Annotated in this window: 25 protein-coding genes and 1 tRNA gene; 16 read left to right on the top strand and 10 right to left on the bottom strand. The window is 35.1% G+C overall.

The window, feature by feature from the left end; genetic code table 11:
* The first annotated feature begins 60 nt into the window (after window positions 1-60).
* Window positions 61-546 carry a sterol desaturase family protein gene (locus tag GO621_RS17535; protein WP_232335700.1) on the top strand — a complete coding sequence of 162 codons (486 nt, stop codon included), beginning with the start codon at window positions 61-63 and terminating at the stop codon, window positions 544-546.
* Here the strand turns inward: GO621_RS17535 and GO621_RS17530 are convergent.
* Window positions 539-877, bottom strand: coding sequence for a DUF5615 family PIN-like protein (locus GO621_RS17530; protein ID WP_157569457.1), 339 nt, complete (start codon window positions 875-877; stop codon window positions 539-541). The two genes, GO621_RS17535 and GO621_RS17530, sit on opposite strands and share 8 nt — an antisense overlap.
* Window positions 870-1100 carry a DUF433 domain-containing protein gene (locus tag GO621_RS17525; protein ID WP_157569456.1) on the bottom strand — a complete coding sequence of 77 codons (231 nt, stop codon included), beginning with the start codon at window positions 1098-1100 and terminating at the stop codon, window positions 870-872. The genes GO621_RS17530 and GO621_RS17525 overlap by 8 nt, the downstream gene beginning before the upstream one ends.
* Window positions 1101-1187: 87 nt before the next feature.
* Here GO621_RS17525 and murB point away from each other — a divergent pair, with 87 nt between their 5' ends.
* Window positions 1188-2204 (top strand): UDP-N-acetylmuramate dehydrogenase, encoded by a 1017-nt coding sequence (murB, locus tag GO621_RS17520; RefSeq protein WP_157569474.1) that lies wholly within the window; start codon window positions 1188-1190, stop codon window positions 2202-2204.
* Window positions 2205-2513: 309 nt separating this feature from the next.
* Window positions 2514-3053: an RNA polymerase sigma factor gene (locus tag GO621_RS17515; protein ID WP_157569454.1), complete on the top strand. Its 540-nt coding sequence runs from the start codon at window positions 2514-2516 to the stop codon at window positions 3051-3053.
* An 85-nt stretch (window positions 3054-3138) separates the two neighbouring features.
* Here the strand turns inward: GO621_RS17515 and GO621_RS17510 are convergent, their stop codons facing one another.
* A complete protein-coding gene (locus GO621_RS17510; RefSeq protein ID WP_157569452.1) occupies window positions 3139-4626 on the bottom strand; it encodes a phytoene desaturase family protein in 1488 nt (495 codons plus the stop codon).
* A gap of 100 nt (window positions 4627-4726) precedes the next feature.
* On the opposite strand from GO621_RS17510, the gene GO621_RS17505 reads away from it, so the two are divergent.
* From GO621_RS17505 to GO621_RS17490, 4 genes are read left to right on the top strand one after another with little or no spacing between them, the layout of a single operon-like run.
* Complete coding sequence (locus GO621_RS17505; protein WP_157569450.1) at window positions 4727-5563, top strand: phytoene/squalene synthase family protein; 837 nt, start codon at window positions 4727-4729, stop codon at window positions 5561-5563.
* Window positions 5560-6105 carry a hypothetical protein gene (locus GO621_RS17500; RefSeq protein WP_157569449.1) on the top strand — a complete coding sequence of 182 codons (546 nt, stop codon included), beginning with the start codon at window positions 5560-5562 and terminating at the stop codon, window positions 6103-6105. Before GO621_RS17505 ends, GO621_RS17500 begins: the two co-directional genes overlap by 4 nt.
* A complete protein-coding gene (locus GO621_RS17495; RefSeq protein ID WP_317163471.1) occupies window positions 6102-6788 on the top strand; it encodes a lycopene cyclase domain-containing protein in 687 nt (228 codons plus the stop codon). The genes GO621_RS17500 and GO621_RS17495 overlap by 4 nt, the downstream gene beginning before the upstream one ends.
* A 2-nt stretch (window positions 6789-6790) precedes the next feature.
* Entirely contained in the window at window positions 6791-7027 is a 237-nt protein-coding gene (locus tag GO621_RS17490) for a cytochrome b5 domain-containing protein (protein WP_157569447.1), read from the top strand.
* Between the two features lies 1 nt (window position 7028).
* Here the strand turns inward: GO621_RS17490 and GO621_RS17485 are convergent, their stop codons facing one another.
* Window positions 7029-7943 (bottom strand): PfkB family carbohydrate kinase, encoded by a 915-nt coding sequence (locus tag GO621_RS17485; protein ID WP_157569445.1) that lies wholly within the window; start codon window positions 7941-7943, stop codon window positions 7029-7031.
* Between the two features lie 87 nt (window positions 7944-8030).
* Here GO621_RS17485 and GO621_RS17480 point away from each other — a divergent pair.
* Window positions 8031-8107, top strand: a tRNA-Asn gene (locus GO621_RS17480).
* An 84-nt stretch (window positions 8108-8191) separates the two neighbouring features.
* Here GO621_RS17480 and GO621_RS17475 read toward each other — a convergent pair.
* Window positions 8192-9625 (bottom strand): aminotransferase-like domain-containing protein, encoded by a 1434-nt coding sequence (locus tag GO621_RS17475; RefSeq protein ID WP_157569444.1) that lies wholly within the window; start codon window positions 9623-9625, stop codon window positions 8192-8194.
* Between the two features lie 187 nt (window positions 9626-9812).
* Here GO621_RS17475 and GO621_RS17470 point away from each other — a divergent pair, with 187 nt between their 5' ends.
* Window positions 9813-10187 carry a VOC family protein gene (locus GO621_RS17470; RefSeq protein WP_157569442.1) on the top strand — a complete coding sequence of 125 codons (375 nt, stop codon included), beginning with the start codon at window positions 9813-9815 and terminating at the stop codon, window positions 10185-10187.
* On the top strand, window positions 10184-11080 hold the full coding sequence (locus tag GO621_RS17465; protein WP_157569440.1) for a helix-turn-helix domain-containing protein: 897 nt from the start codon (window positions 10184-10186) through the stop codon (window positions 11078-11080). The genes GO621_RS17470 and GO621_RS17465 overlap by 4 nt, the downstream gene beginning before the upstream one ends.
* A 186-nt stretch (window positions 11081-11266) precedes the next feature.
* On the opposite strand, the gene GO621_RS17460 is transcribed toward GO621_RS17465, so the two are convergent.
* Window positions 11267-11731 carry a nuclear transport factor 2 family protein gene (locus tag GO621_RS17460; protein WP_157569438.1) on the bottom strand — a complete coding sequence of 155 codons (465 nt, stop codon included), beginning with the start codon at window positions 11729-11731 and terminating at the stop codon, window positions 11267-11269.
* Window positions 11732-12343: 612 nt separating this feature from the next.
* Between GO621_RS17460 and GO621_RS17455 the strand changes: the two genes are divergently transcribed.
* Complete coding sequence (locus GO621_RS17455) at window positions 12344-12832, top strand: GNAT family N-acetyltransferase (protein ID WP_157569436.1); 489 nt, start codon at window positions 12344-12346, stop codon at window positions 12830-12832.
* 725 nt (window positions 12833-13557) lie between these two features.
* Here the strand turns inward: GO621_RS17455 and GO621_RS17450 are convergent.
* Window positions 13558-16035 (bottom strand): outer membrane beta-barrel family protein, encoded by a 2478-nt coding sequence (locus GO621_RS17450; protein ID WP_157569435.1) that lies wholly within the window; start codon window positions 16033-16035, stop codon window positions 13558-13560.
* Window positions 16036-16433: 398 nt separating this feature from the next.
* On the opposite strand from GO621_RS17450, the gene GO621_RS17445 reads away from it, so the two are divergent.
* Both GO621_RS17445 and GO621_RS17440 read left to right on the top strand, forming a co-directional pair.
* Window positions 16434-17192: a DUF72 domain-containing protein gene (locus GO621_RS17445; protein ID WP_157569433.1), complete on the top strand. Its 759-nt coding sequence runs from the start codon at window positions 16434-16436 to the stop codon at window positions 17190-17192.
* 77 nt (window positions 17193-17269) lie between these two features.
* Window positions 17270-17974 (top strand): NgoBV family restriction endonuclease, encoded by a 705-nt coding sequence (locus GO621_RS17440; RefSeq protein ID WP_157569432.1) that lies wholly within the window; start codon window positions 17270-17272, stop codon window positions 17972-17974.
* Here the strand turns inward: GO621_RS17440 and dcm are convergent.
* Window positions 17971-19305: a DNA (cytosine-5-)-methyltransferase gene (gene dcm / locus GO621_RS17435; RefSeq protein WP_157569430.1), complete on the bottom strand. Its 1335-nt coding sequence runs from the start codon at window positions 19303-19305 to the stop codon at window positions 17971-17973. The genes GO621_RS17440 and dcm overlap by 4 nt on opposite strands.
* Before the next feature lie 251 nt (window positions 19306-19556).
* On the opposite strand from dcm, the gene GO621_RS17430 reads away from it, so the two are divergent.
* Both GO621_RS17430 and GO621_RS17425 read left to right on the top strand, forming a co-directional pair.
* Window positions 19557-20033 carry a very short patch repair endonuclease gene (locus tag GO621_RS17430; protein WP_157569428.1) on the top strand — a complete coding sequence of 159 codons (477 nt, stop codon included), beginning with the start codon at window positions 19557-19559 and terminating at the stop codon, window positions 20031-20033.
* Window positions 20034-20311: 278 nt separating this feature from the next.
* Window positions 20312-20503, top strand: coding sequence for a hypothetical protein (locus GO621_RS17425; protein WP_157569426.1), 192 nt, complete (start codon window positions 20312-20314; stop codon window positions 20501-20503).
* 83 nt (window positions 20504-20586) lie between these two features.
* Here the strand turns inward: GO621_RS17425 and GO621_RS17420 are convergent, their stop codons facing one another.
* Together GO621_RS17420 and GO621_RS17415 are read right to left on the bottom strand one after the other, a co-directional pair.
* Window positions 20587-21585, bottom strand: a complete 999-nt coding sequence (locus GO621_RS17420) for an SDR family oxidoreductase (protein ID WP_232335699.1) — start codon at window positions 21583-21585, stop codon at window positions 20587-20589.
* Between the two features lie 51 nt (window positions 21586-21636).
* On the bottom strand, window positions 21637-21906 hold the full coding sequence (locus GO621_RS17415) for a hypothetical protein (RefSeq protein WP_157569424.1): 270 nt from the start codon (window positions 21904-21906) through the stop codon (window positions 21637-21639).
* Between the two features lie 138 nt (window positions 21907-22044).
* Between GO621_RS17415 and GO621_RS17410 the strand changes: the two genes are divergently transcribed.
* On the top strand, window positions 22045-22509 hold the full coding sequence (locus GO621_RS17410; protein WP_157569422.1) for a DinB family protein: 465 nt from the start codon (window positions 22045-22047) through the stop codon (window positions 22507-22509).
* Window positions 22510-22599: the final 90 nt, after the last annotated feature.

Below are 22599 nucleotides of genomic sequence, written 5' to 3'. Positions count from 1 at the left end.
AATTTTGGAATTAACAGAATTTAATTTTTATGTGGTAAAAGAAGCATCGGCCAAAAACTGATGCTTCTTTTACCTGTTGTTTTTGATAATCATTTACAAATGGCTATCATTCTACCAATTATAATTATCATCCTTACCACCATTGCTATGGAAATCATTTCCTGGGCAATGCATAAATATCTTTTCCACGGACCGCTTTGGTTCATCCACAAAACACATCATCAGGAACGACATGGCTTTTTTGAGCTGAATGATGTTTTTAGTTTATTTTTTGGGTTGATTGCAGTTGGATTAATGTGGTTTGACAGGGAAACACGCAATTATCCTTTCTGGATTGGTGCCGGCATCAGCGTTTACGGCATCATTTATTTTATCTTCCACGATTGGTTTATCCATAACCGTTTTAAAGCTTTTAGACTGAATAACCGTTATTTTTCGGGGATAAAAAGAGCACATAAAATCCATCATAAATCAACTCAAAAAAATCCTTCGGAAGAGTTTGGGTTGTTGGTGGCGAGCAAGAAGTATTTTAAGAATACTAAGTGATTTCAAAAACGCCTAATTCAGTATCAAGCAAAAACGATATTATTTCTGTTTCTAAGCTTAATAATTTTGATGCTATTTCATTAGTTGAAAGGTTACCAGTGCGCAACCAAATTATTTTTGGTGGAGAACCCAATAGATTTTGTATTGCTGTAAAATCTTCATCAAAAGTCAATATATGATAATTATTAGCTTTTGCATATTTCCAGATCGCATGATCAGACACTCTTTGATTTGTTAAAATTGAAACAACTGGTAATATATCCCAATCTTTAAGCAGCTTTTTAATTCTCCACGAAACATTTTCATCAGCGATTAGTTTAATATCACGCAATTTTAACTTTCCTTTCTTTATCAGCAGCATAAGAAAGACATGCGTAAATTGCCTCTTCATTTAACTGCGGAAAGTCTTCCAATATTTGCTGATTAGTCAGCCCCGAAGCAAGCCATCCTAAAATATCGTAAACGCTTATCCGCGTACCTTTGATCACCGGCCTACCAAACCGCACCTGCGGATCAATCTCTATTAATTTTTTATAATCAACTATTTGAGCCATGTATCAAAGTTAACTATTGTAAAGGCTTTTAGCGCCTTCTAAATAATTTTTTAATTCCGAAATTTGCAATTGAATTTAGAAAACATTATGCTGCAGATCCGCGAAAACGTTTCCCTCAAAAACTTCAATACTTTTGGTGTTGAAGCCAATGCAAAATACTTAGTTGAAATCAATCATGAAAATGAATTAACAGAACTTTTTCTTGATCCAAAATGGCTAACATTTCCGCGTTTGGTTTTAGGCGGAGGAAGCAATGTTTTATTTACAAAAGATTTTGAGGGATTGGTTATCCGGATGAATATTCGTGGAATTGAACATCGGATCAATCACGAAGAGGTTTATGTAGAAGCAGGCGCCGGAGAAAGCTGGAACGAACTGGTAAATTATTGTGTAGCGTATGGTTTTGCAGGAATGGAAAACTTAAGTTTAATTCCCGGTTCTGTTGGCGCTTCCCCGGTACAAAATATTGGCGCTTATGGTGTAGAGCTAAAAGATGTATTTGAATCGTGCCAGGCTTTTGAAATTGCGACACAACAAATAAAAACCTTTGCAAAAGAAGTATGTGGCTTTGGTTACCGCGAAAGCATTTTTAAAGGTGCTTTAAAAAATCAGTTTATTATTACTTCGGTAAAGTTTAAGCTTTCCCTTCAACCAACAGTCAATACAAAATATGGTGCTATTGAAGAAGAATTACGGAAATGGGAAATAACAAACCCAACGATTCAGGATATATCTAAAGTAGTGTCGCATATCCGGGTTTCTAAACTGCCTGATCCTTCTACCATCGGTAATGCCGGCAGTTTTTTTAAAAACCCAATTATTGGCCCTGGTGAATTTGAAGAACTTAAAAACAAGTTTCCGGCTGTGGCAAATTATCCGGCAGGTAATAACCAAATTAAATTAGCTGCAGGCTGGCTAATTGAACAATGCGGCTGGAAAGGTAAAACGGTTGGCAAAACAGGTACCTGGCAAAACCAGGCTTTGGTATTGGTTAACCATGGTGGTGCTTCTGGTGAACAGATTTTTGCATTATCGTCGCAAATCATAGACAGCGTGTACAATAAATTTGGCGTTAAACTGGACCGGGAAGTCAATATTTTATGATTTTAGTTTATTAACACAAATTTAATTTGAACTAAAAATCTCCCAAACAGATTAGCTACGTATTTTATTAACAATAGTTACAATTATTTTCAATAAAACGTAACTTATTGATTTTAAAAGAAATATCAACAGAAATAAACATAGCAAAGTGCTTGCTTTCTTTATCAAAAGCCTAACTACATTTAATTTTAGTTCAAATATTTTTATCAGGTAAATCAGGTTCTTTTACCCGGAGCCAAAATCCGGTCTTGTAATTGTATAAGTGTTTACAGAAACCGTTATTAAAAATCTACAGTAAAACATTGAACAATGACAAAAATTGAATTTAACACCATGGTATTGCGTCAGGCTGGTTCTTTAAGATCTTATGCCCTTCATTTCACTCATGATGCTGATGACGCAAATGATTTAGTACAGGATACAATGCTTAAAGCAATTACTTATTACAACAAATTTAAAGAAGGCACTAATTTAAAAGGATGGTTATATACGATCATGAAAAACACCTTCATCAACAACTATCGACGCTTTGTTAAAATGAGCACTTTTGTTACCAAATCCGAAGAAATTTCTTCTGCAAACTTAGTGTTCAGTTCTACTAAAAACCAGGGTGAAGCTAAATTCATCATGGATGATATTAAAAGATCTTTAGATAAATTACCAGGTGAATATTATATTCCTTTCACTATGTATTTTGAAGGACATAAATACCACGAAATTGCAGATCATCTGGCTATTCCGATAGGTACTGTTAAAACCCGCATCCACGTTGCCCGCAAATTGCTGAAGAAAAATTTAAAATCATACGATAACGGTATTAAAAAACCGGTGTATGCAATGGAAGACTAATATAAGCCTAATTCAATTTTTTTACTCGATATATAATAAAAAAAGTCCGATACGTTCGGACTTTTTTTGTTTCCAAGCTTTTTCTTTACGATGCTTCTTTTACCAGTAGTTTTATAGCTTCCTGCGCTGCCACCTGACCGGAAATTAACGAAGGCGGTACACCGGGACCGGGAACGGTTAACTGGCCGGTAAACAACAAATTTTTTATTTTTTTAGATTTCATCCCCGGTTTAAAAAAGGCAGTCTGTCTTAAAGTATTAGCCAAACCATAAGCATTACCTTTAAAGGAATGATAATCTGCAACGAAATCACGATGCGCATAACTTCTCTTTACCACAATTGCATCCCTGATCGTCTGCGCAGTTATTCGCTCAAACCGGTCTAACATCAAATTAAAATAATGTTCACGTGTTGCTTCATCATCTTTTAAACCCGGTGCTACCGGCATTAAAAAGAATAAATTTTCGCAACCTTCCGGAGCAACAGAAGTATCTGTTTTTGAAGTGCAGGAAACATAAAACAAAGGTTTTTGCGGCCACTTTGGATTAGTGTAGATTTCTTCCGCATGCAATTCAAAATCTTCATCAAAAAATAAATTGTGATGTTGGATTCCTTCTACTTTTTTATTTAATCCAATGTAAAACAACAAGCTTGAAGGCGACATTGTGCGGCTTTCCCAATATTTCTGATCATAATTCCGGTCGGCTTTGTCTAATAAAGCCTGCTCAACATGCTCATAATCTGCTCCGGCAATTACAAAATCAGCATTAACAATTCCTTTGTTGGTAATCAGGTATTTTACTTTGCCATTTTCTGTTTCAATCTTTAAAACTTCGTGGTTTAGTTTGATTTCCACGCCTTGCCCCTGTGCTGTTTTTACCATTGCTTTTACAATTTCGTGCATTCCGCCCATCGGGTACCAGGTTCCTAAAGCCAGATCTGCATAGTTCATCATGCTGTACATGGCCGGTGTATTTTGCGGGGTAGCACCCAGAAATAAAACCGGAAATTCCAGTAATTTAATCAGCTTTGGATTTTTAAAATACTTACGCACATGCTTGCTCATGCTGGTGAGCATTTGGATACGGAAACTTTCTTTAATCAGCCTAAAATCGATAAATTCTGTAATAGAATGCGAGGGACGAAAAACGTATTCGCCCATGCCAACTTTGTATTTGTAAGCGGCCTGTTTTAAAAATTCTTTCAGGTTTTTACTGCTTCCCGGTTCTTCCCGTTCAAAAAGCTGTCCTAACTTTTCCAACGAAGCAGGAACCTCCATCAAATCGTCTTTCCCGAAATAGATCTGATAGCCCGGATCTAATCGTTTCAAATCATAAAAATCGGCAGTTTTCTTTCCGAACAAAGCAAAATAATTTTCAAAAACATCTGGCATCCAGTACCAGCTTGGGCCCATATCAAACTTAAACCCGTCTTGTTCCCAAACCCGTGCACGCCCGCCTGCCTGATCATTTTTTTCCAACAAAGTAACGCGGTAACCCGCTTTAGCTAAAACCGATGCAGCAGACAAACCGGCAAAACCGGAACCAATAACTACAATATGCTGTTTCTCCATCTCAAAACATAAGTTTGCTTGTAACAATTTGTTTCAATGCTGCTGCAAAGAAACAAAAGCAGGCAGTTTTTTGTACATTTGGTAATAGCCGTTAACGCAAATGAACCTCTACAGCGAAACTTGTTTCGAGTGCAGTAAAATAATCACCAACAAGTACAGTACTTCTTTTAGCAAAGGAATTAAAACTTTTGCTAAACGTTTCCGGTATCCCATTTATGCCATTTATGGTTTTGTACGATATGCGGATGAAATTGTAGATACATTTCACGGTTTTAATAAAGCTCAGTTAATTGCAGAATTCAGGCAGGTAACTTTTGAAGCAATTGAACGCAAAATAAGCCTGAACCCTGTACTGCAATCTTTCCAGGATGTGGTGAACAAGTACCAGATAGACAATCATTTAATTGATGCTTTTTTAACGTCTATGGAAATGGATTTAGAAAATACCTGCTATAATAACGATGGCTATAAAGATTATATTTATGGTTCTGCAGAAGTTGTCGGGCTGATGTGCTTAAAGATTTTTTGTGAAGACGACGAGCAATTGTATCAAAAATTAGTACCAAAAGCACGAAGCCTGGGCGCTGCTTTTCAGAAAATTAATTTTTTGCGGGATATTAAAGCTGATTTTGAAGAACGCGGACGAACTTATTTTCCGGCAATTGATTTTAACAAATTTAATGAGCAGGAAAAAAAACTGATTGAAGCCGACATTAAAAAAGATTTTGACGATGCATTGGAAGGCATTTTACAACTGCCAGACGGCGCACAATTAGGCGTTTATATTGCTTACGTTTATTACCTGGAACTTTTTAAAAAGATTAAAGAAACACCTGCAGAAGTTATTATGCAAAAACGGATCCGCGTATCTGATAGTCAGAAAATGCTTTTGTATTTCCAGGCTTATTTACAACAAAAGCTGAAAGTAATTTCATGAAACTATTCTTTCTGACTTTCCTTTTTCTGTTTTTAGCAGCGGTTAGTTCTTTTGCTATTTTCAACCAAAAAACAGATGTTACAGAGATTAGAAAACAGATGCTGCGGGCAATTAACAGTTCAAAAGTAACTGATTCTTTATACATCAACTTAAAACCGATCAGCAAAAAAACACCGCTTGTTACTGCTTATATCGGTGCCTTAGAAGCTTTAAAAGCGAAAAATAGCTGGAACCCTTACAATAAAATTAAATATCTTAACTTATCTGGCAAAACAGTACAACAAGCTGTAAATGCAAGTCCGAATGATATGGAAATACGCTTTGTCCGCTTTTCTATTCAATCCAACTTACCTCATTTTTTAGGTTTGAATAAAGATTTGGAAGCCGATAAAACCCAGATCATTCAGCAACTCAAACAAAAACATTATGGTACGGCAGATAAAGTTTTTGTGCAAAATATTATCAAGTTTATGATCAATTCTAAACAATGTACTGCTCAGGAAATTGGCATTTTAAATGAACAATCAGCTGTTTTAAAGTGAAATATGCCTATCTGCTGATCGATTTTTTAAGCGTTATTTTCCCGCTGCTGCTATCTTTTGATAAGCGGGTTGCCTATCATAAAAGCTGGAAATTTATCTGGCCAGGTTTATTCATTACCGGAATACTGTTTTTAGCATGGGATGTTTTTTTTACGGTAAAAGGAGTATGGTCTTTCAACCCAAACTATATTTTAGGGATTACTTTTTTCAGGCTTCCGCTGGAAGAAATTTTGTTCTTTTTAACCATCCCGTTCTCCTGCATTTTTATTTATGAATGCTTAAATTATTATGTAAAATGGAAAATCCCTGACTGGATCATTAAACTATTTACTGCTTTACTTCTAATTACTTCCGCAGCAATTCTTTTATTTTTTTATAAGCGGCTTTACACGCTAATTAACTTTGGAACACTGTTTTTACTTCTTATTTTATTGCAATTTATTTTTAAAGTAAAATGGCTCAATCGCTTTTTCCTGGCTTATCTGGTATCGCTGATACCCTTTTATATCGTAAACGGCATCCTCACTTCAATCCCAATTGTAAGTTATAACAATGCCGAAAATTTAGCGGTAAGAGTTGGAACGATTCCGGTAGAAGATCATTTCTACCTCATGTCTTTACTGCTGATGAATGTTGCTTTTTTTGAATACTACAGAAAGCGCGATGCTTCTTTTACCACCTAAAAATGAGTAAGCTTCCTGTTTATACTAAAAACCAGCTTGCACTGCGCAACGGGCAGGACAAGCCGGAAATCTGGGTGGCATATCAGGGTTTGATTTATGACGTTACCGAAAGCCGTTTATGGAAAAACGGAAAACATTATGAGCATTGGGCCGGGCAGGATTTAACCGAAGAATTGTTGGATGCCCCGCATACCAATGCTGTTTTTAGCAGGTTTAAACTGATAGGTACTTTAGCCTGATTTAGATCTGGAAATTACTTAGCTGCACAAACTCTTTTACCCTTGCTGTAATTTCCTGTTCAGTTAAATTTTTCAATTTTTCTGTGCCAAATTTTTCTACACAAAAAGAAGCCAATGCAGAACCGAAAATGATGGCATTTTTCATGTTCTCAAAATTTACTGTTCCTACTTTAGCCAGATAACCTATAAATCCACCGGCAAAAGTATCGCCGGCACCCGTCGGATCAAAAACATCAGCCAAAGGCAAAGCTGGTGCCGAAAAGATTTTATCTTCACCAAAAAGCAAAGCGCCGTGTTCGCCTTTTTTAATAATCAAATACTTAGGCCCCATCTGCAAAATTTTGTTTGCTGCTTTTACCAGAGAATATTCTCCGGAAAGTTGCCTCGCTTCTGCATCATTTATGGTTAAAACATCTACTGATTTTAAGGTTGATAATAAATCATCCAAAGCTATGTCCATCCAAAAGTTCATTGTATCTAAAACAATTAACTTGGGGCGTATAAATAACCTTCTGATAGCCGTTTGTTGGGTTGTTGGAGTAAGGTTAGCCAGCATTAAATATTCACAGTCCTGATATGAATCCGGTAAAATCGGATCAAAATCTTCCAAAACATTTAAACCGGTTTCTAATGTATCACGGTTGTTCATATCATTATGATATTTTCCAGACCAGTAAAAGTTTTTTCTGTCTTCCGCAATTTGCAAACCTTCCGTATCAATATGATGCTTATGCCAAACATCAATCTCTTGTTTTGGAAAATCACCGCCGATAATTCCAACTACTTTAACTTTATCATAAAAGTAAGAAGCAGCCAAACAAGCAAACGGAGCCGCACCACCAACCATTTTTTCCACTTTACCAAAAGGCGTTTCAATATCATCAAGTGCAATTGATCCAATAACAACTAAGCTCATCAAAAAAATATTTAAAATAATTTTGACAAATATTGTGATTTTAACTCGGAAATTATACTTTTGCACCACTCTAACAAACAATAGCATTCCCGAATAGCTCAGCTGGTTAGAGCATCTGACTGTTAATCAGAGGGTCGCTGGTTCGAGCCCAGCTTCGGGAGCCAGAAAGGGCAAGTGAAAATTTTTTTCACTTGCCCTTTTCTTTTTCCTTCATCATAATTTTTTTAAAGCAGGTATAAGAGTATAGATCACTTAGTCAGTTTATAAATCAATCCGCCCAATGCCTTTAAACTTTTATTAATGTCAGAATTATAAGGTAAGCCAAAGCTGATCCGTATAAAGTGAGTATAATTTCCGTTTATACTAAATATTTGTCCAGGTGCAATGCTTATTTGCTGCTTTATGGCTTGCTGAAATAACTCAAAAGCATCAACGGATTTCGGTAATTCGATCCATAAAACGTAACCGCCACAGGGCTGGCTAATTTTTATATCGGGAGGAAAGTATTCCACAATACTTTGTATGTAACGTAAGCATTGTGTATGCAACTCTTTTCTCAGCTTGCGCATATGCAAATCGTATCTTCCTGTTTCAAAAAAATGTCCAATTGCTGCTTGTGTGATTGTTACAGAAGACAAAGAGTTACTAAATTTAAGTTGTATGATTTGTTTAATGAATTTTCCCGGAATACACCAGCCAACCCGATAACCGGGCGCTAAGGATTTGGATATGGACGAACACAGCATCACAAGCCCTTTTTTATCATAACTTTTGCACGTCCTGGGCCTGGTTTTGCCAAAATACATTTCTCCATAAATATCATCTTCAATTAATGGGATATCATGATTAGCCAAAAGGTTTACCAGTTCCTGTTTTTTTTCATTAGAGAGGCAATAACCTAACGGATTACTAAACGTGGGCACAAATAAACAGGCTTTTATAGGCTGGGCCTGAATTACCTTTTTAAGATGGCCCAGGTCCAATCCTTCTAACGGGCCTCCTGGAATTTCAACAATATTTAAGTTAAGGCTTTGTATCAAACCAAAAATACCAAAATAGGTAGGGCTTTCTATAGCAATAAGGTCGCCCGGCTTGGTCACAGCCCTTAAACAAAACGCCAGTGCTTCCATACAACCATTTGTAGTAACAATATCATCAGGTGAAATGCTTCCCCCCCAGCTAAAAGCCTGGCTTGCTAAATGTTTCCGTAAATTGTGGTTTCCTTGTACGTCTTCATAATGGATGCAGCTACTGGAACTTTGACGGATCGCTTCCACCATAGATTTATTAAGCTTTGCCTGGGGCAAAAGCGATAAGCCAGGCGCTGCTATAGACAATTTCAAAACGCCTTCTTCTGCAATGTTATGATAAACCCTGGCTATCATATCTTCGGCAGTTACAACCTCTGTATTGGTGGTTTGCGTTTTCTTTGGATCCTGTGTAAAACTCTTTGCCGGGCTATATCTCACATAATAACCAGACTTGGGCCTGGCCTCAATTAACCCTTCCATTTCCAGTTGCGAATAAGCTTTAAATGCAGTGCTTAAACTGATGCCCTGCTCCTGGCTTAGCGCCCTGACAGAAGGCAATTTCTTACCTGTTTTCAAGGTCTGCTGCCGTATCTGCCTGCCTATTTTATCCGAAATCTGCAGGTAAAGAAAATCAATATTTTTGTTTATCATACAATTTGTTATGCTTAAATTATAAATTCTGAACCTGTTTTCTAATTTTCTTAATGCAATTTAATATTCAAAAAAACATAACGACACTTCCCAAATATAATCTGTTATGCTCAACTTAAACAGAACTGAATCTGTTTTTAATTTACTTACTATGATAGTTTTGTTATGCCAATCTGGATGATTAAAAATGAAAATTCAATACACATCTATTTTTGCTGATGATATAGGGCAACAATTGGGTTTCTTAACAGAAAAGTTAGGGTTTCAGATAACGAAAAAACTTCAACTTGATACAGATATGGAATGTTTCTTACTTCGGCAACCATTTGATGCTGGCCTTCAAATCAGCCTTATTAATTCTGAAGGCATTAAAGGCCATACAACAATTGTTATACTTAACACAACAGACTGTATTAAAGATTATCATGAATTAAAAGCAGCAGGCATTCATTTTATAGCTAAACCTTCCTATACTGAAAGTGGGATGTTTGCAAAGTTTGAAGACCCATCAGATAATGTTTACATTCTGTTAGAAGAGAGAATTTACAGTGAAAATATATGAAAAATTACCACAAAGTACTTTCTAATAATAATCAGGTTACTTGCCGTTTTTCAAGCATAAATGAAAGCACTGCGAAAGTAAATAATAATTTTTCTTTAAAATTTGTATTAGCAGGCTGCAAGGTTTATCAAATTAAAAAGCGTAAACTATCTATTTACCCAGATTACTTTTTGCCAATTAAAAAAGGAACACTTTATTCCAACATAACAAGTTTAGGAACACATGCCCAGGAACTTTCCATTGGCTTTGATAATTTGTTTATCAAAGATTTTGAAAAATCATGTTTGCAGAGTGATAAACAATTACTTGATAATAACATAAACAAAAGTATTAAAGCAGATGAATTTACGGAAAATATTTATCCGTTTAAAGGCAATTTGAAATACAACATTGGCAATTTAAAAGCACAAATTGATTTAAACATACAAGATGAACTGCTTTTAAATGAATATTTATATCATTGCTTAACAAATTATTATACACTTTACAAACAGGAAGTTTTTGCCAAAGTTGAAAAATTACATTTTCTCCATTTATCTACACGTAATGAAATTTATCGAAGGCTGAGCCTGGCTAAAGAATTTATATATACCAATTATGATCAAAACATAGTCCTGGAACAAATAGCTTCTTATTCATGCTTATCAGTAAACCATTTATTACGTACATTTAAACAAGCTTTTAATCAAACACCCCACCAATTCTTAACACAAATCCGTCTGCAACGGTCCTTATTCCTGTTAAAAAATTCGAAGTATCCAATTAATGAAATTGTAATGATGATGGGTTTTGATTCCTCAAGTTCTTTTATCCGCTTATTCAAACAAAAATATTATACAACACCTTTAGCTTACAGAAGCAGGTTTAAAAGTAAAAATCAGTTTTATATTTAGGGGATGTTTAATTTGTATCAAAAGTTTAGAATGCTTCTTTTATGCCTGTATTTTATGTTTCTATTTGATGCGGTTAAAAGCATTTATAAACTTTCTGTTTTTTATGTTGTAAAAGAAGCATAATTGTTTATTAACTTAGATCAATCTACAGAAGTATTTGTATTTCTTTAAAAATTGTATTTTAAATTAATGATCAACTGCTAATTTTATACTATTCTTATCTGTAATATCATTATACTCCTTGATTACCTGCGTTATTTTCCAACTTTCCTCTTGCTTTTCAATAACAAGATATTCGTACAAGTTAAATAAAGGATAAGCAAATTTTATTTTTGCAATACCAATTGCATCACAATAGCAAACTGTAGAATAAGTACAATTAAAATTTTGTTTAATTCCTTTGTATTGCCGCATGTCCAGAAGAAGTTCGTTCTTTGTTTCAGTAATAACTTTCCCCGACCTTGGGATTTTTACTATTGCATCATTACTAAATACAGATTTAATTTTTTCAAAATCCGTGTTTCTGATACCCTCCATATAATCTACTATAACTTTATTAAAAGTTAAGGAATCTTTTGGGCCCTGGCTTTTACCCTCTTTGCAAAATACCAAAATAAAGAAAAGTGACAAGAAGAAAGTTGATGTTTTCATAATGTTTTTTTCCAAATGTCCCTATTACTATCATAGGGGAATATGCAAGAAACACCCTTCTTAGTTATTATCTTTATTATCTTTTCTTTAATTATAAGTACATTTTTGAATAGTTAATTGGTTGGATAAAATCATAAAAAATTAATAAAAAAAGCCACCTACTTGTGTAGGCAGCCAATTTAACATTTAACTCATTTAACCAATTGCTAACTAAACAAATTGGCTGTAACAAATATAAATATCATAACACAAAGATAAATATGCTAATCTCACCTTTTTAATTTTTAACAAGAGCCAGTTTAACATTTATCCGACTAATTTTTAATGCTTCTTTTATCACCTAAAAATTACAAGCATTTGGTTTTTTGTTTATCAGATCGAAGAAGACACAATTTTTACAGGGTAAAAGAAGCATAAAAACAAGTTCAATAAATTGGAGCAGAACCTAATTTCAAATTGAATATTAAACATCTTAAATAGCTAATTAATTACATTTCATTAATCATTAAAGAAAACTTTTCTCAAAATCTGTTATGCTAAAATTTAAGGATTGTGCATCTGTTTTTATAATTAAAATAGTTTGAATTTAGTCAGCTAAATAATTCATGGTAAATGGAACTCCAATTAATTGATTACAAAGCAGAATATCAGCCTTATTTTGAAAAATTAAACACAGCATGGCTCAATAAATATTTTACTGTGGAACCGTTGGATAGATGGGTACTTGAACAACCCGAGGATGCTATAATAAAAACCGGCGGCCATGTTTATTTTGCAACAGCAGGATCAACAATAGTAGGAACTGTTGCCCTTCGTTTTATTGAAAATGGTGTTTTAGAATTAACCAAAATGGCCGTTGATGAAGTTTATCGCGGTAAAGGAGTAGGTCAGTTTTTATGTTTGTCCGGTATTGATAAGGCCAGGGAATCAGGTGCGCAAAAGCTTATCCTTTTCTCCAACAGGATACTAAAAAATGCCATTCACATCTATCAGAAATTAGGGTTTGTTGAAATACCGGTAATACCCGGAACTTATGGACGGGCTGATATCATGATGGAAATTGATTTTAATCAATACAAGATGCACGAAAGGAGTGCTTAGAAAATCAGGCGGTTTCCTGTCATTTTCTCTCGCTCCAATATATTCAATCCTTTGAGAAACAGGGCTATAAACACCAATAGCGAAGGAATAAGCATCCATCAACTGGTTTAAATGATGATAAACGGTATCTATAATCTGTACAATAGTAAATTCAGAAAGGCAGATGCCCTATTTGGTTAAGTACGCTAAGGCCCCATTAATGTATCCGCATCTTTCTTGCTATTAGCCATCGGATGATGTTTGATCTAAATAAAACAAGTTATCCGTAACCGGCATCGGTAATTACAATCACTTACAACTTCTGATGCTTCTTTTATCGGCAAAAAATCAGTGGTTGCCTCTGCTTTAATTTCTATATTGTTAGTGCAATTACAAGTTTTTAGGTGATAAAAGAAGCAATATCATTATTTGCTATATCAATTTAATTAAGCGCTTATTTTTATTAAAAGTAGTAAACTATCATTTTAATTTTTAAAATAAATGTCAGAAAAGCTTAAATAAAAGTTCATACAAAATGATGTTTTACCAAGATGCAAGAGCAGGAAATTTAGGATAAATACAATTATGTTAATAATGAGGCAAATGTATAAATGCTTCTTTTAGCACACAAAAATTTATGTACTAAAAGAAGCATTGTAACTTTCCAGGTAAAACCTATCAGACATATTTTTACCTGTTAAAAGAAGCATCTACTGCTTAAAAAAAGTTGAAATACACTTTATTTATTATCGCTGATTTGGCTGATCAGGAAGCGGAGGCTGCTCATTGTTATCGTCTTTTTCTTTCTCCTTTTTAAATTCAAGCTTGCCAAATTTATAGCTCAGGCTTATACCGAAAGACTGGAATTGCACTTGGCGCAAATTTGTCTGATAAAAATTAGTGCCCATAACTACAGACTTTTGGTTAACATATTGGTTAAAAGGATTGGCAGCAGTTAAACCAATACTTGCTTTTTTATTGAAAAGCTGTTTGCGCAAAGCAATGTTATAAAATGCAAATGCCGGCCTTGTACCTTGTATGGTGCGTTGCGATGCGTTGTAATTTCCAAAGATTTCGGCAGTAAGATCGTGGGCAAAATTATAAGAAGCATTTAAGTTGATGCGGTAAGTAAAACCGCTAACGGTTGGGTTGCCGGGATTGGTAGTGATCCGCTCGCCAAAAAACATATTAGAACGCAGGTTAAATTTATCTGAAACAGGGACCGAACCAAATAAATTGACACCGGTTGTAGTTTCTGTACCGATATTATAACGCTGGTTTAAAAAAACGTTTGAATACTTAGTGCCGCCGATATTTAAAGTATCATACTGCGTAGTATAAGCCTGAATATCGTTGGTATTATGGCGATAAAAAGCGCCTGCATAAAAGTTTGCCCCTTTTTCGTAAGATTTATTATAACCCAATTCATAATTATGTCCGATTTCCGGCTTTAAATTAGGATTGCCCGTACTGATGTTATGCGGATCGCTGATATTGTAAAACGGGTTCAAATCGCCGTAATCTGGCCTTTGGATCCTATAAGTATAGCTTAATTTAATGGTTTGGGTTTTATCAATTTTATGGGAAAGCACTGCCGAAGGAGCCAGAATATTATAGCTTGGAAGATGTGTTCCGGGAAAATCAGCAGTAGATGTAGTGTATTCATCCCGAAGGCCAGCCTTTCCTTCAATAAAATCATGAAATAATGAAAATTGGGCAGAAAGGTAATAAGCATAAATTTGGCGGCTATAGTTAAAGCCGTAAGTCTGGTTGGAATTAGGAACAAAATCAGACTTGGACAAAGTATCTGTTATTACATTGTTGTTAATGGTTTCAAAAACACCTTTAGCACCAGTTTCTAAAGTAAATTTTTCGCTGAAAGGATGTGTATAATCCACAGAAATATTGCTTTGCCTGTCTTTGCCCGGATTGTTGCTCATAGATCCGGTTGAAGGATATTTGCCTGTTAAATAATCCTGTTGCTGAAAGAAATCCGAAGTGTTTTTACTGTTGCTTGTATTGTATAATATATCCAGTTCCTGCCCTTCTTTCTTAAATGTTTTTTTGTAATCTAAACTGTAATCAACCGCATTCGCACTGAAACGGCTGTTTGAATTACGTAAGCTAAGTATATCAGAAAAAGAATTATTGGTTGCTACCGACTGCATGTTTTGCTCCTGATTGGTTAACCCACTGTTATGGTTTCCAAAATGGTTAAAACCAACAGCAGCGGTTAATTCATCTTTCGGCGTAATGCTCCAGTTTAAACTTAAACCCGAATTATAACCACTTCTTACAAAACCACTGTTTCCCTTTTGCAGCAAATGGGTAGAAGTATCTCTGGCATTATTGTAAGATAAACGATCTGTTGTATTGATAGTAGTCGAATTAATCTGGTCGTTTCCCGTTAAATAAGCATTCACCCCAAAATTACCTTTACGCAGGTTTAAATTGATAGAACCGTTTTCGCGCCTGGTTCCTGCCGCAAGATTAACGCTTCCGTTAAAGCCTTCTACTTTGCTCTCTTTCAAAATAATATTTACGATGCCGCCCGTACCATTGGCATCGTATTTTGCTCCCGGACTGGTAATTACTTCGATACTTTTAATCTGGCTGGCCGGGATAGATTGCAAAGCATCAGCTAAACTGGCACCAAATATACTGGAAGGCTTACCGTTAATCAGAAAACGGATATTAGGGTTTCCCTGCAACTCTACGTTGCCATCAATATCAACGCTAATCATCGGTACTTTTTTTAGCACATCAATTGCCACGCCGCCCTGCGCCGAAAGGTCGTTAGCCGGGTTGTAAACCATTTTGTCTATTTTGTTTTCTACAGTAGCAGCCGTTCCTGTAATTGTTACGCCTTTTAGCTGATTTTGAACAGGTGAAAGAACGATTGTACCGATGGGGAAATTAAGTTTATTAACAGTAATTAATATATGATTAATGCTTTTACGCTGATAACCTATAAAATCTGCTGTAACTTCGTATTCGCCTAAGGGCAGGTTTTTTAAATCAAAATTTCCTTTAGCATCGGTAATTGTTCCGTTAAGCGGAGTTGTGCTGCCTTGCTTAAAAATAGTTATGGTAGCATAATCAACAGGTGCTTTAGTTAACGCATCTGTAACTTTACCTGTAATGTGGCCATTGCCAGCCTTAGATTGCGCATTTACGATGATTGATAAGAAAAAAAAGGGAAAGAAAATAAACAGATGCTTCATAAAAAACAATATCACATTTTGATTAAACTACAAATATGAGGCGTAAGCTTGTATTAATTCTGAATTTAAGGAAAGAGTATAGGATTGTTACATATAAAGCAACAAAAGCCTTTCATGCAGAAAGTGTTAAAGCACAATAATAAGCAGGCTTGAAAACTGCAAAACAGGAATTTTTATAATAACTGATGCTTCTTTTATCGTAAAAAAAAAGACAAACACAAAACACTAATTTTCAGGTGATAAAAGAAGCATCTGAAATTTAAACAAGGGTTTTATAGAACCATTTTAAACCTTATTGTATTTCATACCCATACTTAGGGATCGGAAATAAGCTTTTTTGAAAGATCAAAATCAGCAATACAGCAAGCAAATACTTTCCCTAAAGAATTTATATAAAAATGAAGCTTACCGATAATACAACGTTTTATTCGGGAACAAGTGGCATTGTACTTCCTGTTCCTAATAAAACCTTGTTTCCAGAAGAATTTCAAGACAAAAGCCGTTTAACTTATTATGCTTCGCTGTTTAACAGTGTAGAAATTAACAGTTCTTTCTATAAAGTTCCGATGGCAGCAACTGTTCAGAAATGGGCGGAAAGCGTTCCAGCTAATTTTCAGTTTACTTTTAAACTATGGAAAGAAATTACCCATGCCAAAAAGCTTACTTTTAACCGGGAAGATGTCCATCATTTTATGGAAGTAATTGGTAATGCAGGTCATAAAAAAGGATGTTTATTAGTTCAGTTTCCGCCAAGTTTAAAAGTCGCAGACCGGTTTCAGTTGGAAAAACTGTTAATGGTTATACAAGAAACCAACCAAGGGCAACAATGGAAAATAGCGCTGGAATTTCGCGACCGTTCCTGGTACAAGGAAGAGATTTATGATTTGTTAAACGCTTATCAGATGGGCATTGTAATTCATGATAAGTCTTCATCTGCTTCTCCCCTGTTAGGGCCTGCAACCAATTTTGTGTATTTGCGGTTCCACGGCCCGGGCGGCAGTTACAAAGGCAGTTATACCGATGATTTTCTGTATGAATATGCCACTTATATTAAAGGCTGGCAGGATGATGGCAAAGTTGTTTACGTGTATTTTAACAATACAATGGGCGATGCTATTCAAAATCTGATGACTTTAAATAGTTATTACAAATTATAATACCAAGTCATATAATTGTTTTAAACAACTATTTAATTAATTCTTATTAATATTGCTGTCATTATTTTTAGTAATATATGCAGTTATCGGCACAAGATATATATGAGAAATTAGTTGTTCATAATAGAATTATTGGAGAAAAAGGCATAATAAGCTTTATCTTAAATGGGCATGACATTAAAATTCTTTCTAAAGATTCTGTTGGAAACCTATTGCAAGAATGGTTAAGAGATTGGCTCATAAGTGAAGGGGTTACTTTTGGTAAAAGCCCCGGAACTCAAGATTTCCCTGATTTTCAATTGGATTTAACAGACCCTAAAAAGGGGATGCTCGAAGTAAAATCTTTTGATTATGATAATTCTCCCAATTTTGATGTAGCTGCTTTTCTTGCATATAGAAGGTCTTTATTGTTGCATCCCTATCGATTAGATTCTGATTATTTAATAATTGGCTATAGTATGGTTGGACATTATATTGAAATAAAAGATGTTTGGCTAAAAAAAGTTTGGGAAATTACAGGTCCAAGTCAGGACTGGCCTCTGAAGTGCCAAGTAAAACAGGGCGAAATTTTTAATATTCGTCCAACAAAATGGTATTTAAGGACTGGAAAAAAAGACAGAGGCCCTAAACTGCCAGTATTTAATAGTGCGTTGCAATTTGTTCAGGCATTTGATGCAACACAACGACAATGGACAGCAACTGCACGTGATTCTATAACTAGCACATGGCTAAATAAGGTTTTGGCTGGATATAAAGCAGCTACTGGAAATGATTTAGTTTAATAAACATCATGCTTAACCATTTCTTGAACGTTTTGTATATATGAATTTACAAGTCGTTTAGTAATAGCTTTGATAACATTTACTGCAACCGTATTCCCAAGCAGGTCGAAACCTTCGTTTATAGATACTGGTATTACATAGCTTTCTGGATAACCAAATAAACGTAAACCTTCCCTTAATGTTATACGCCTAAGCCCTCCCTTATCTGGAACAACAAAACGTGCCATATCGGTTGCCACTAAAGTTGGTGCTACACCTTCTGGATCAAGTACCTTGTTTATTTCAAAGCTTAATTTCCCAGATACGATGTTATATCCTTTAGGTAGCGTTGTATCCTGAACCCTTAGCGTTTTAAAGCCTTGTTCAGAAACCTCTGTTAAAAGTTTCTTAGGGTGTTCAAATCTTAAATATCCTTTATTTACCAGATCTTCGAGCATTTCCTCTAAATCATCTGCTATGTGAAAGGTTGAAATTTGCTGTAAGGTTAAAGACATTCCATCCATCCATTTTATACCTATTTCAGAAGCCCAATTCTTTTTCCTTCTCTGCTTAAAAAGCTTTGTCAGTAAAATAGATTGTTCTTTTGTGATTGGACCTTTTAGCCCTATATCCCAACTATGGATATTACTATCACCACCGCGTTTATCCTTAATTGACTTGCCATGCAAATCTTTAAGATCAAAATGGTTTAAAAGCAATCGTGTAAGCTTTGTATCCATTGTAGGAAGGCCTTTTTCAAGAACTTCCTTTAATGTCTTTTTTCTCTTTTCAAAATCATCTAAACTTATCTTTTGATTTTTAGTGCCAATAATATATATACGTTTTCTTGCTTGTGGTAAATTAAAATCAGAAGCATCTAAAACACGGAAACTTACTTCGTAATCAAGTTTTGATAAATTATTTAATATAACTTTTAAAGTACGCCCTACTTTATCAGATTTGTTTTCTAAATCGTGCCTAACAAGGCCTTCAACATTTTCTAAAATAAACCCATACGGTTTTTTTTGGGCTAAAATTCTTTCAATTTCAAAGAAAAGTGTTCCTCTTGTATCCATAAAACCATACCTTTTTCCGCCTGCACTAAATGGCTGGCATGGGAAACCACCAAGTAGGAAATCAAAATCTGGTATTCCCTCGTTTGGTACATTAGATATATCTCCAACAAAATATTTATGAGAAAAATTATGAAGTAGTGTTTTTATTGCAGAGGGCTTTATTTCAGAAGTCATAACACATTCCGTTTTAAACCCTGCCTTATTAAAGGCTGATTCAAAACCAAGTCTTATACCGCCCATTCCAGCAAATAAATCTATAAATTTTACTGTTGTCATTACTTATATTTCAACAATCTTTTAAAGTCGTAAAACTGCTAATAAAACATTTAATGTATATCAAATCAGTTTAAAGATTTTTTAATTTATTTTTTTACTGTTCGCAGTTCAACCGGCAACCTTGCTTTTACAAAATATACTTGGCAACTTCTGATTGAGTATAAACATTCTTTATATAACAGTGTTAGATGTTATTTCAAACCATACATCCGTTACAAATATACTAATAAATTTAGTTTTCCACATATTTTATGGTTAATTATACGGAAGAAGAAGTAATAAAAGTACCAAGGTTTAAAGAGGAAAACGGCTTTTACACTACCAGGCAAAGAAGTTTGTTAATGTCTAAAATCAAAGCCAAGGATACTTCTCCCGAAATCTTACTTAGAAAAGCGCTTTGGAAAACAGGGCTTCGTTATCGCCTCTACAATAAATCCCTCCCGGGAAACCCGGACATTGTACTTAAAAAATACAGGCTTATTATTTTTATTGACGGTGAATTTTGGCATGGGTTTAACTGGGAAAAAAAGCGCGAAAAAATAAAAACCAACAGGGATTTTTGGATAGCAAAAATTGAACGCAATATGCAGCGCGATAAAACCAATACTATTAAACTGGAGTTATTGGGATTTAAAGTGCTGAGGTTTTGGGAAAGGCAAATTAAGAAAGAAATGCAAGCTTGTATAGATGAAATCCAAAAATATATTGATTTTAAAAAAACTATTTAAAGATTTATTAAGGCTAAAAAAAGATCCAAACCTTAAGCCTGCTATCCATCTGCCAAAAAACTTACCAGCTTTAAACATATTCCTGTAGAAATATATACTTTCCCTAATCCCCTTTCCATTTATTTATTGTCATCTTATTTCTATTTTTATAACAAAATAAATAATTTGTTGCATTATTAATATCAATTTAATCATTTACTTGTATCTTTGATAAAAAATAAAACTTACTCCTTTTGATTACGTATAAGGCTTAAAGTATTTTTTTAAAAAGGAATATTATGAAAGATGAACTAATTGACAGCTTAAATAAAAAGATTAAGCAAAACAGGCGTTCGATGACTGTTTCTGCTTTTTCGCTGATTGGAATAAATATACTGGTAACAATCCTGATTATGCACTTTAAACATCCGGAAGTGGTAAACATGACGGATGCAACTTTAATCAAAAGCTTTTTTTGGAACTTTAGCTAAGGGAATAAAATCCTTCAAAATAAAATAAAGATGCCGACGGGATAATGCTTCTTTTATGGCATTAAAATAAGCATCAGCATAAATCATTTTCTGATTTTATTAATTAAAAATAGCAAACCAACAGCAGCACCGGCAATACCAGCTACTTTGTTTACTCTTTTCTGAGTAATGGTTTTATTGGTAAATCCGCCGGAAACCTGATTAAACGTTCCGGTTGGATGTAAAATATTTCCCGCAGTAACAGGGGCATCGTCACCCACTTTTAAATACGCTTCGAGTCCTTTGGCTATGCCCCATTCGGCAAGGCCGGGAAGCAGCAAATTGCTTAACCGGGCCATATAAGCAAATGCACCAACGGTTACAGAATTGCGCGGATGTACGGCCAAACCAACAATAATACTGGCAATTTTTGTTGGTGTAGTTACAGGCGGAACAGGTTTTAAAACTTTACCAATGTAATTACCGGCGTGCTTAGTTCCGGGCGTATCTAAAAAATAAGGAAATACATCGCAAACATGAATATGCGGAAAACGATATAATTCTGCCCGTAAAGCTTCGCTATAACCTCTCGCGCCAAATTTGCTGACACTGTAAGCAACGCTGTAAGGCGCAGCCACAAAACCGCCAACAGAATTCATGTTGATGATGGTGCCAGATTGCTGCTGTTTAAAATAAGGCAGCACAGCATAAGCGCCATAAACATAACCTAATAAATTGGTATGGATTACCTTTTCATGTGCTTCCAGCGGAACAGCATTAAATTCGCCCATAACAACCACACCGGCTATGTTTACCCAAACATCTATTTTTCCGCCGAAAGCAATTGCTGCTTTTGTCAGGTTGTTTACCTGTTCCGCATGTGTTACATCGGTTGGTACGGCCAGCGCTTTTGCTCCAAGTTCTGTACAAATTCTGGCTACTTCTTCCAGTTCGTTTTGCTGCCTTGCCGCTAAAATAACGGTACAACGATAGCGTGCAAATTCCAACGCCGTAGCCCGGCCAACGCCGCTTGATGCACCGGTAATTACCACAACTTGCTGGTTTAAAGGCAAAGTGTTTGTTTTTTTGAAAAGGCTGCTCATGGGTTTGGTTTCAGGCTAAAGAACAATAAAATTTAGGTGATAAAAGAAGCATCAGGCTTTGTTTAAATCTTCTTCTGTCGGGTTTAAAATATACTCAGTATTGGCGTGGCCGTTGTGCATGATAAAGCGTAAACGTTCTTTCGGAATGGTAATATCCAGTGACATTGCAGCAACCGTTTGCGGAAAATTATCGCGCACAATCTTTAAATCTACATCTGCCGGGACCTGGATTTCTATATCATCGCCATTCGGTTTTATTTTCCAGTTAGGAATATGTGCGCCTTGAAACAGTTCAATCCATTTTTCCTGATAAGCATTCATCACTTAAAATTTATTTTGGGTTGATAACAAGCACTTTTAAACTTTGTTGCAAAATTGATTTTCTTTATCCTAAATTTAAAAACTAGTATTGCTTCTTTTAGCACTAAAAAACGGATGTCTGCCTAAATTATTAAAGAAATGAAAGCACATTTTTTAAAGATGTTTGATTATGATAAATACGCCAACTTGTTAATCCTGGAAAGCATTTTAGCGATGAGTGCACCAGAAAAACCGGTACAGTTAATGGCACATTTATTAGCATCGCAACAAATCTGGCTGAACCGTTGTAAAGGTTTACCTGCTGTTGGCGGCGCTTTATGGCCGGATTGGAAAGCAGAAACTTTTGAAGGAACTATGGAGGATAACCATTTGAACTGGGCTGATTTTATTAACCAACTGGAACCAGTGGACTTTAAAAATGTAATAGCTTATCAAAACTCAAAAGGAGAAAGTTTTGAAAATCAGTTAAGCGATGTGCTTGCGCATGTTATCAATCATGGAACGCACCACCGGGCGCAGGCCGGGCAACATTTAAAACTGGCCGGATTAAAACAATTGCCCGTTACAGATTATATTTTTTATTTGCGGAACAAAGGCTTATAAAACGCTTTTATAAGTAGTTGCCATACTTCTTTTATCGTACATTTTTTTGCCTGATAAAAGAAGCATCAATACTAAAAAAAGAAATTAAAG

The sequence above is a fragment of the Mucilaginibacter arboris genome (assembly GCF_009754915.1).
GTDB lineage: Bacteria > Bacteroidota > Bacteroidia > Sphingobacteriales > Sphingobacteriaceae > Mucilaginibacter_A > Mucilaginibacter_A arboris.
The sequence above is the reverse complement of the archived record's forward strand: the minus strand, read 5'-3'. Positions and strand labels throughout refer to the sequence as shown.

Coding starts and splice junctions, on each gene's coding strand:
- GO621_RS17425 (WP_157569426.1), top strand. CDS start 20,312: ATGAAAGATGAACTAATTGACAGCTTAAATAAAAAGATTAAGCAAAAC.
- GO621_RS17415 (WP_157569424.1), bottom strand. CDS start 21,906: ATGAATGCTTATCAGGAAAAATGGATTGAACTGTTTCAAGGCGCACAT.
- GO621_RS17455 (WP_157569436.1), top strand. CDS start 12,344: ATGGAACTCCAATTAATTGATTACAAAGCAGAATATCAGCCTTATTTT.
- GO621_RS17515 (WP_157569454.1), top strand. CDS start 2,514: ATGACAAAAATTGAATTTAACACCATGGTATTGCGTCAGGCTGGTTCT.
- GO621_RS17475 (WP_157569444.1), bottom strand. CDS start 9,625: ATGATAAACAAAAATATTGATTTTCTTTACCTGCAGATTTCGGATAAA.
- GO621_RS17535 (WP_232335700.1), top strand. CDS start 61: ATGCTTCTTTTACCTGTTGTTTTTGATAATCATTTACAAATGGCTATC.
- GO621_RS17445 (WP_157569433.1), top strand. CDS start 16,434: ATGAAGCTTACCGATAATACAACGTTTTATTCGGGAACAAGTGGCATT.
- dcm (WP_157569430.1), bottom strand. CDS start 19,305: ATGACAACAGTAAAATTTATAGATTTATTTGCTGGAATGGGCGGTATA.
- GO621_RS17490 (WP_157569447.1), top strand. CDS start 6,791: ATGAGTAAGCTTCCTGTTTATACTAAAAACCAGCTTGCACTGCGCAAC.
- GO621_RS17500 (WP_157569449.1), top strand. CDS start 5,560: ATGAAACTATTCTTTCTGACTTTCCTTTTTCTGTTTTTAGCAGCGGTT.
- GO621_RS17525 (WP_157569456.1), bottom strand. CDS start 1,100: ATGGCTCAAATAGTTGATTATAAAAAATTAATAGAGATTGATCCGCAG.
- GO621_RS17450 (WP_157569435.1), bottom strand. CDS start 16,035: ATGAAGCATCTGTTTATTTTCTTTCCCTTTTTTTTCTTATCAATCATC.
- GO621_RS17410 (WP_157569422.1), top strand. CDS start 22,045: ATGAAAGCACATTTTTTAAAGATGTTTGATTATGATAAATACGCCAAC.
- GO621_RS17465 (WP_157569440.1), top strand. CDS start 10,184: ATGAAAAATTACCACAAAGTACTTTCTAATAATAATCAGGTTACTTGC.
- GO621_RS17510 (WP_157569452.1), bottom strand. CDS start 4,626: ATGGAGAAACAGCATATTGTAGTTATTGGTTCCGGTTTTGCCGGTTTG.
- murB (WP_157569474.1), top strand. CDS start 1,188: ATGCTGCAGATCCGCGAAAACGTTTCCCTCAAAAACTTCAATACTTTT.
- GO621_RS17420 (WP_232335699.1), bottom strand. CDS start 21,585: ATGAGCAGCCTTTTCAAAAAAACAAACACTTTGCCTTTAAACCAGCAA.
- GO621_RS17440 (WP_157569432.1), top strand. CDS start 17,270: ATGCAGTTATCGGCACAAGATATATATGAGAAATTAGTTGTTCATAAT.
- GO621_RS17485 (WP_157569445.1), bottom strand. CDS start 7,943: ATGAGCTTAGTTGTTATTGGATCAATTGCACTTGATGATATTGAAACG.
- GO621_RS17430 (WP_157569428.1), top strand. CDS start 19,557: ATGGTTAATTATACGGAAGAAGAAGTAATAAAAGTACCAAGGTTTAAA.
- GO621_RS17460 (WP_157569438.1), bottom strand. CDS start 11,731: ATGAAAACATCAACTTTCTTCTTGTCACTTTTCTTTATTTTGGTATTT.
- GO621_RS17505 (WP_157569450.1), top strand. CDS start 4,727: ATGAACCTCTACAGCGAAACTTGTTTCGAGTGCAGTAAAATAATCACC.
- GO621_RS17470 (WP_157569442.1), top strand. CDS start 9,813: ATGAAAATTCAATACACATCTATTTTTGCTGATGATATAGGGCAACAA.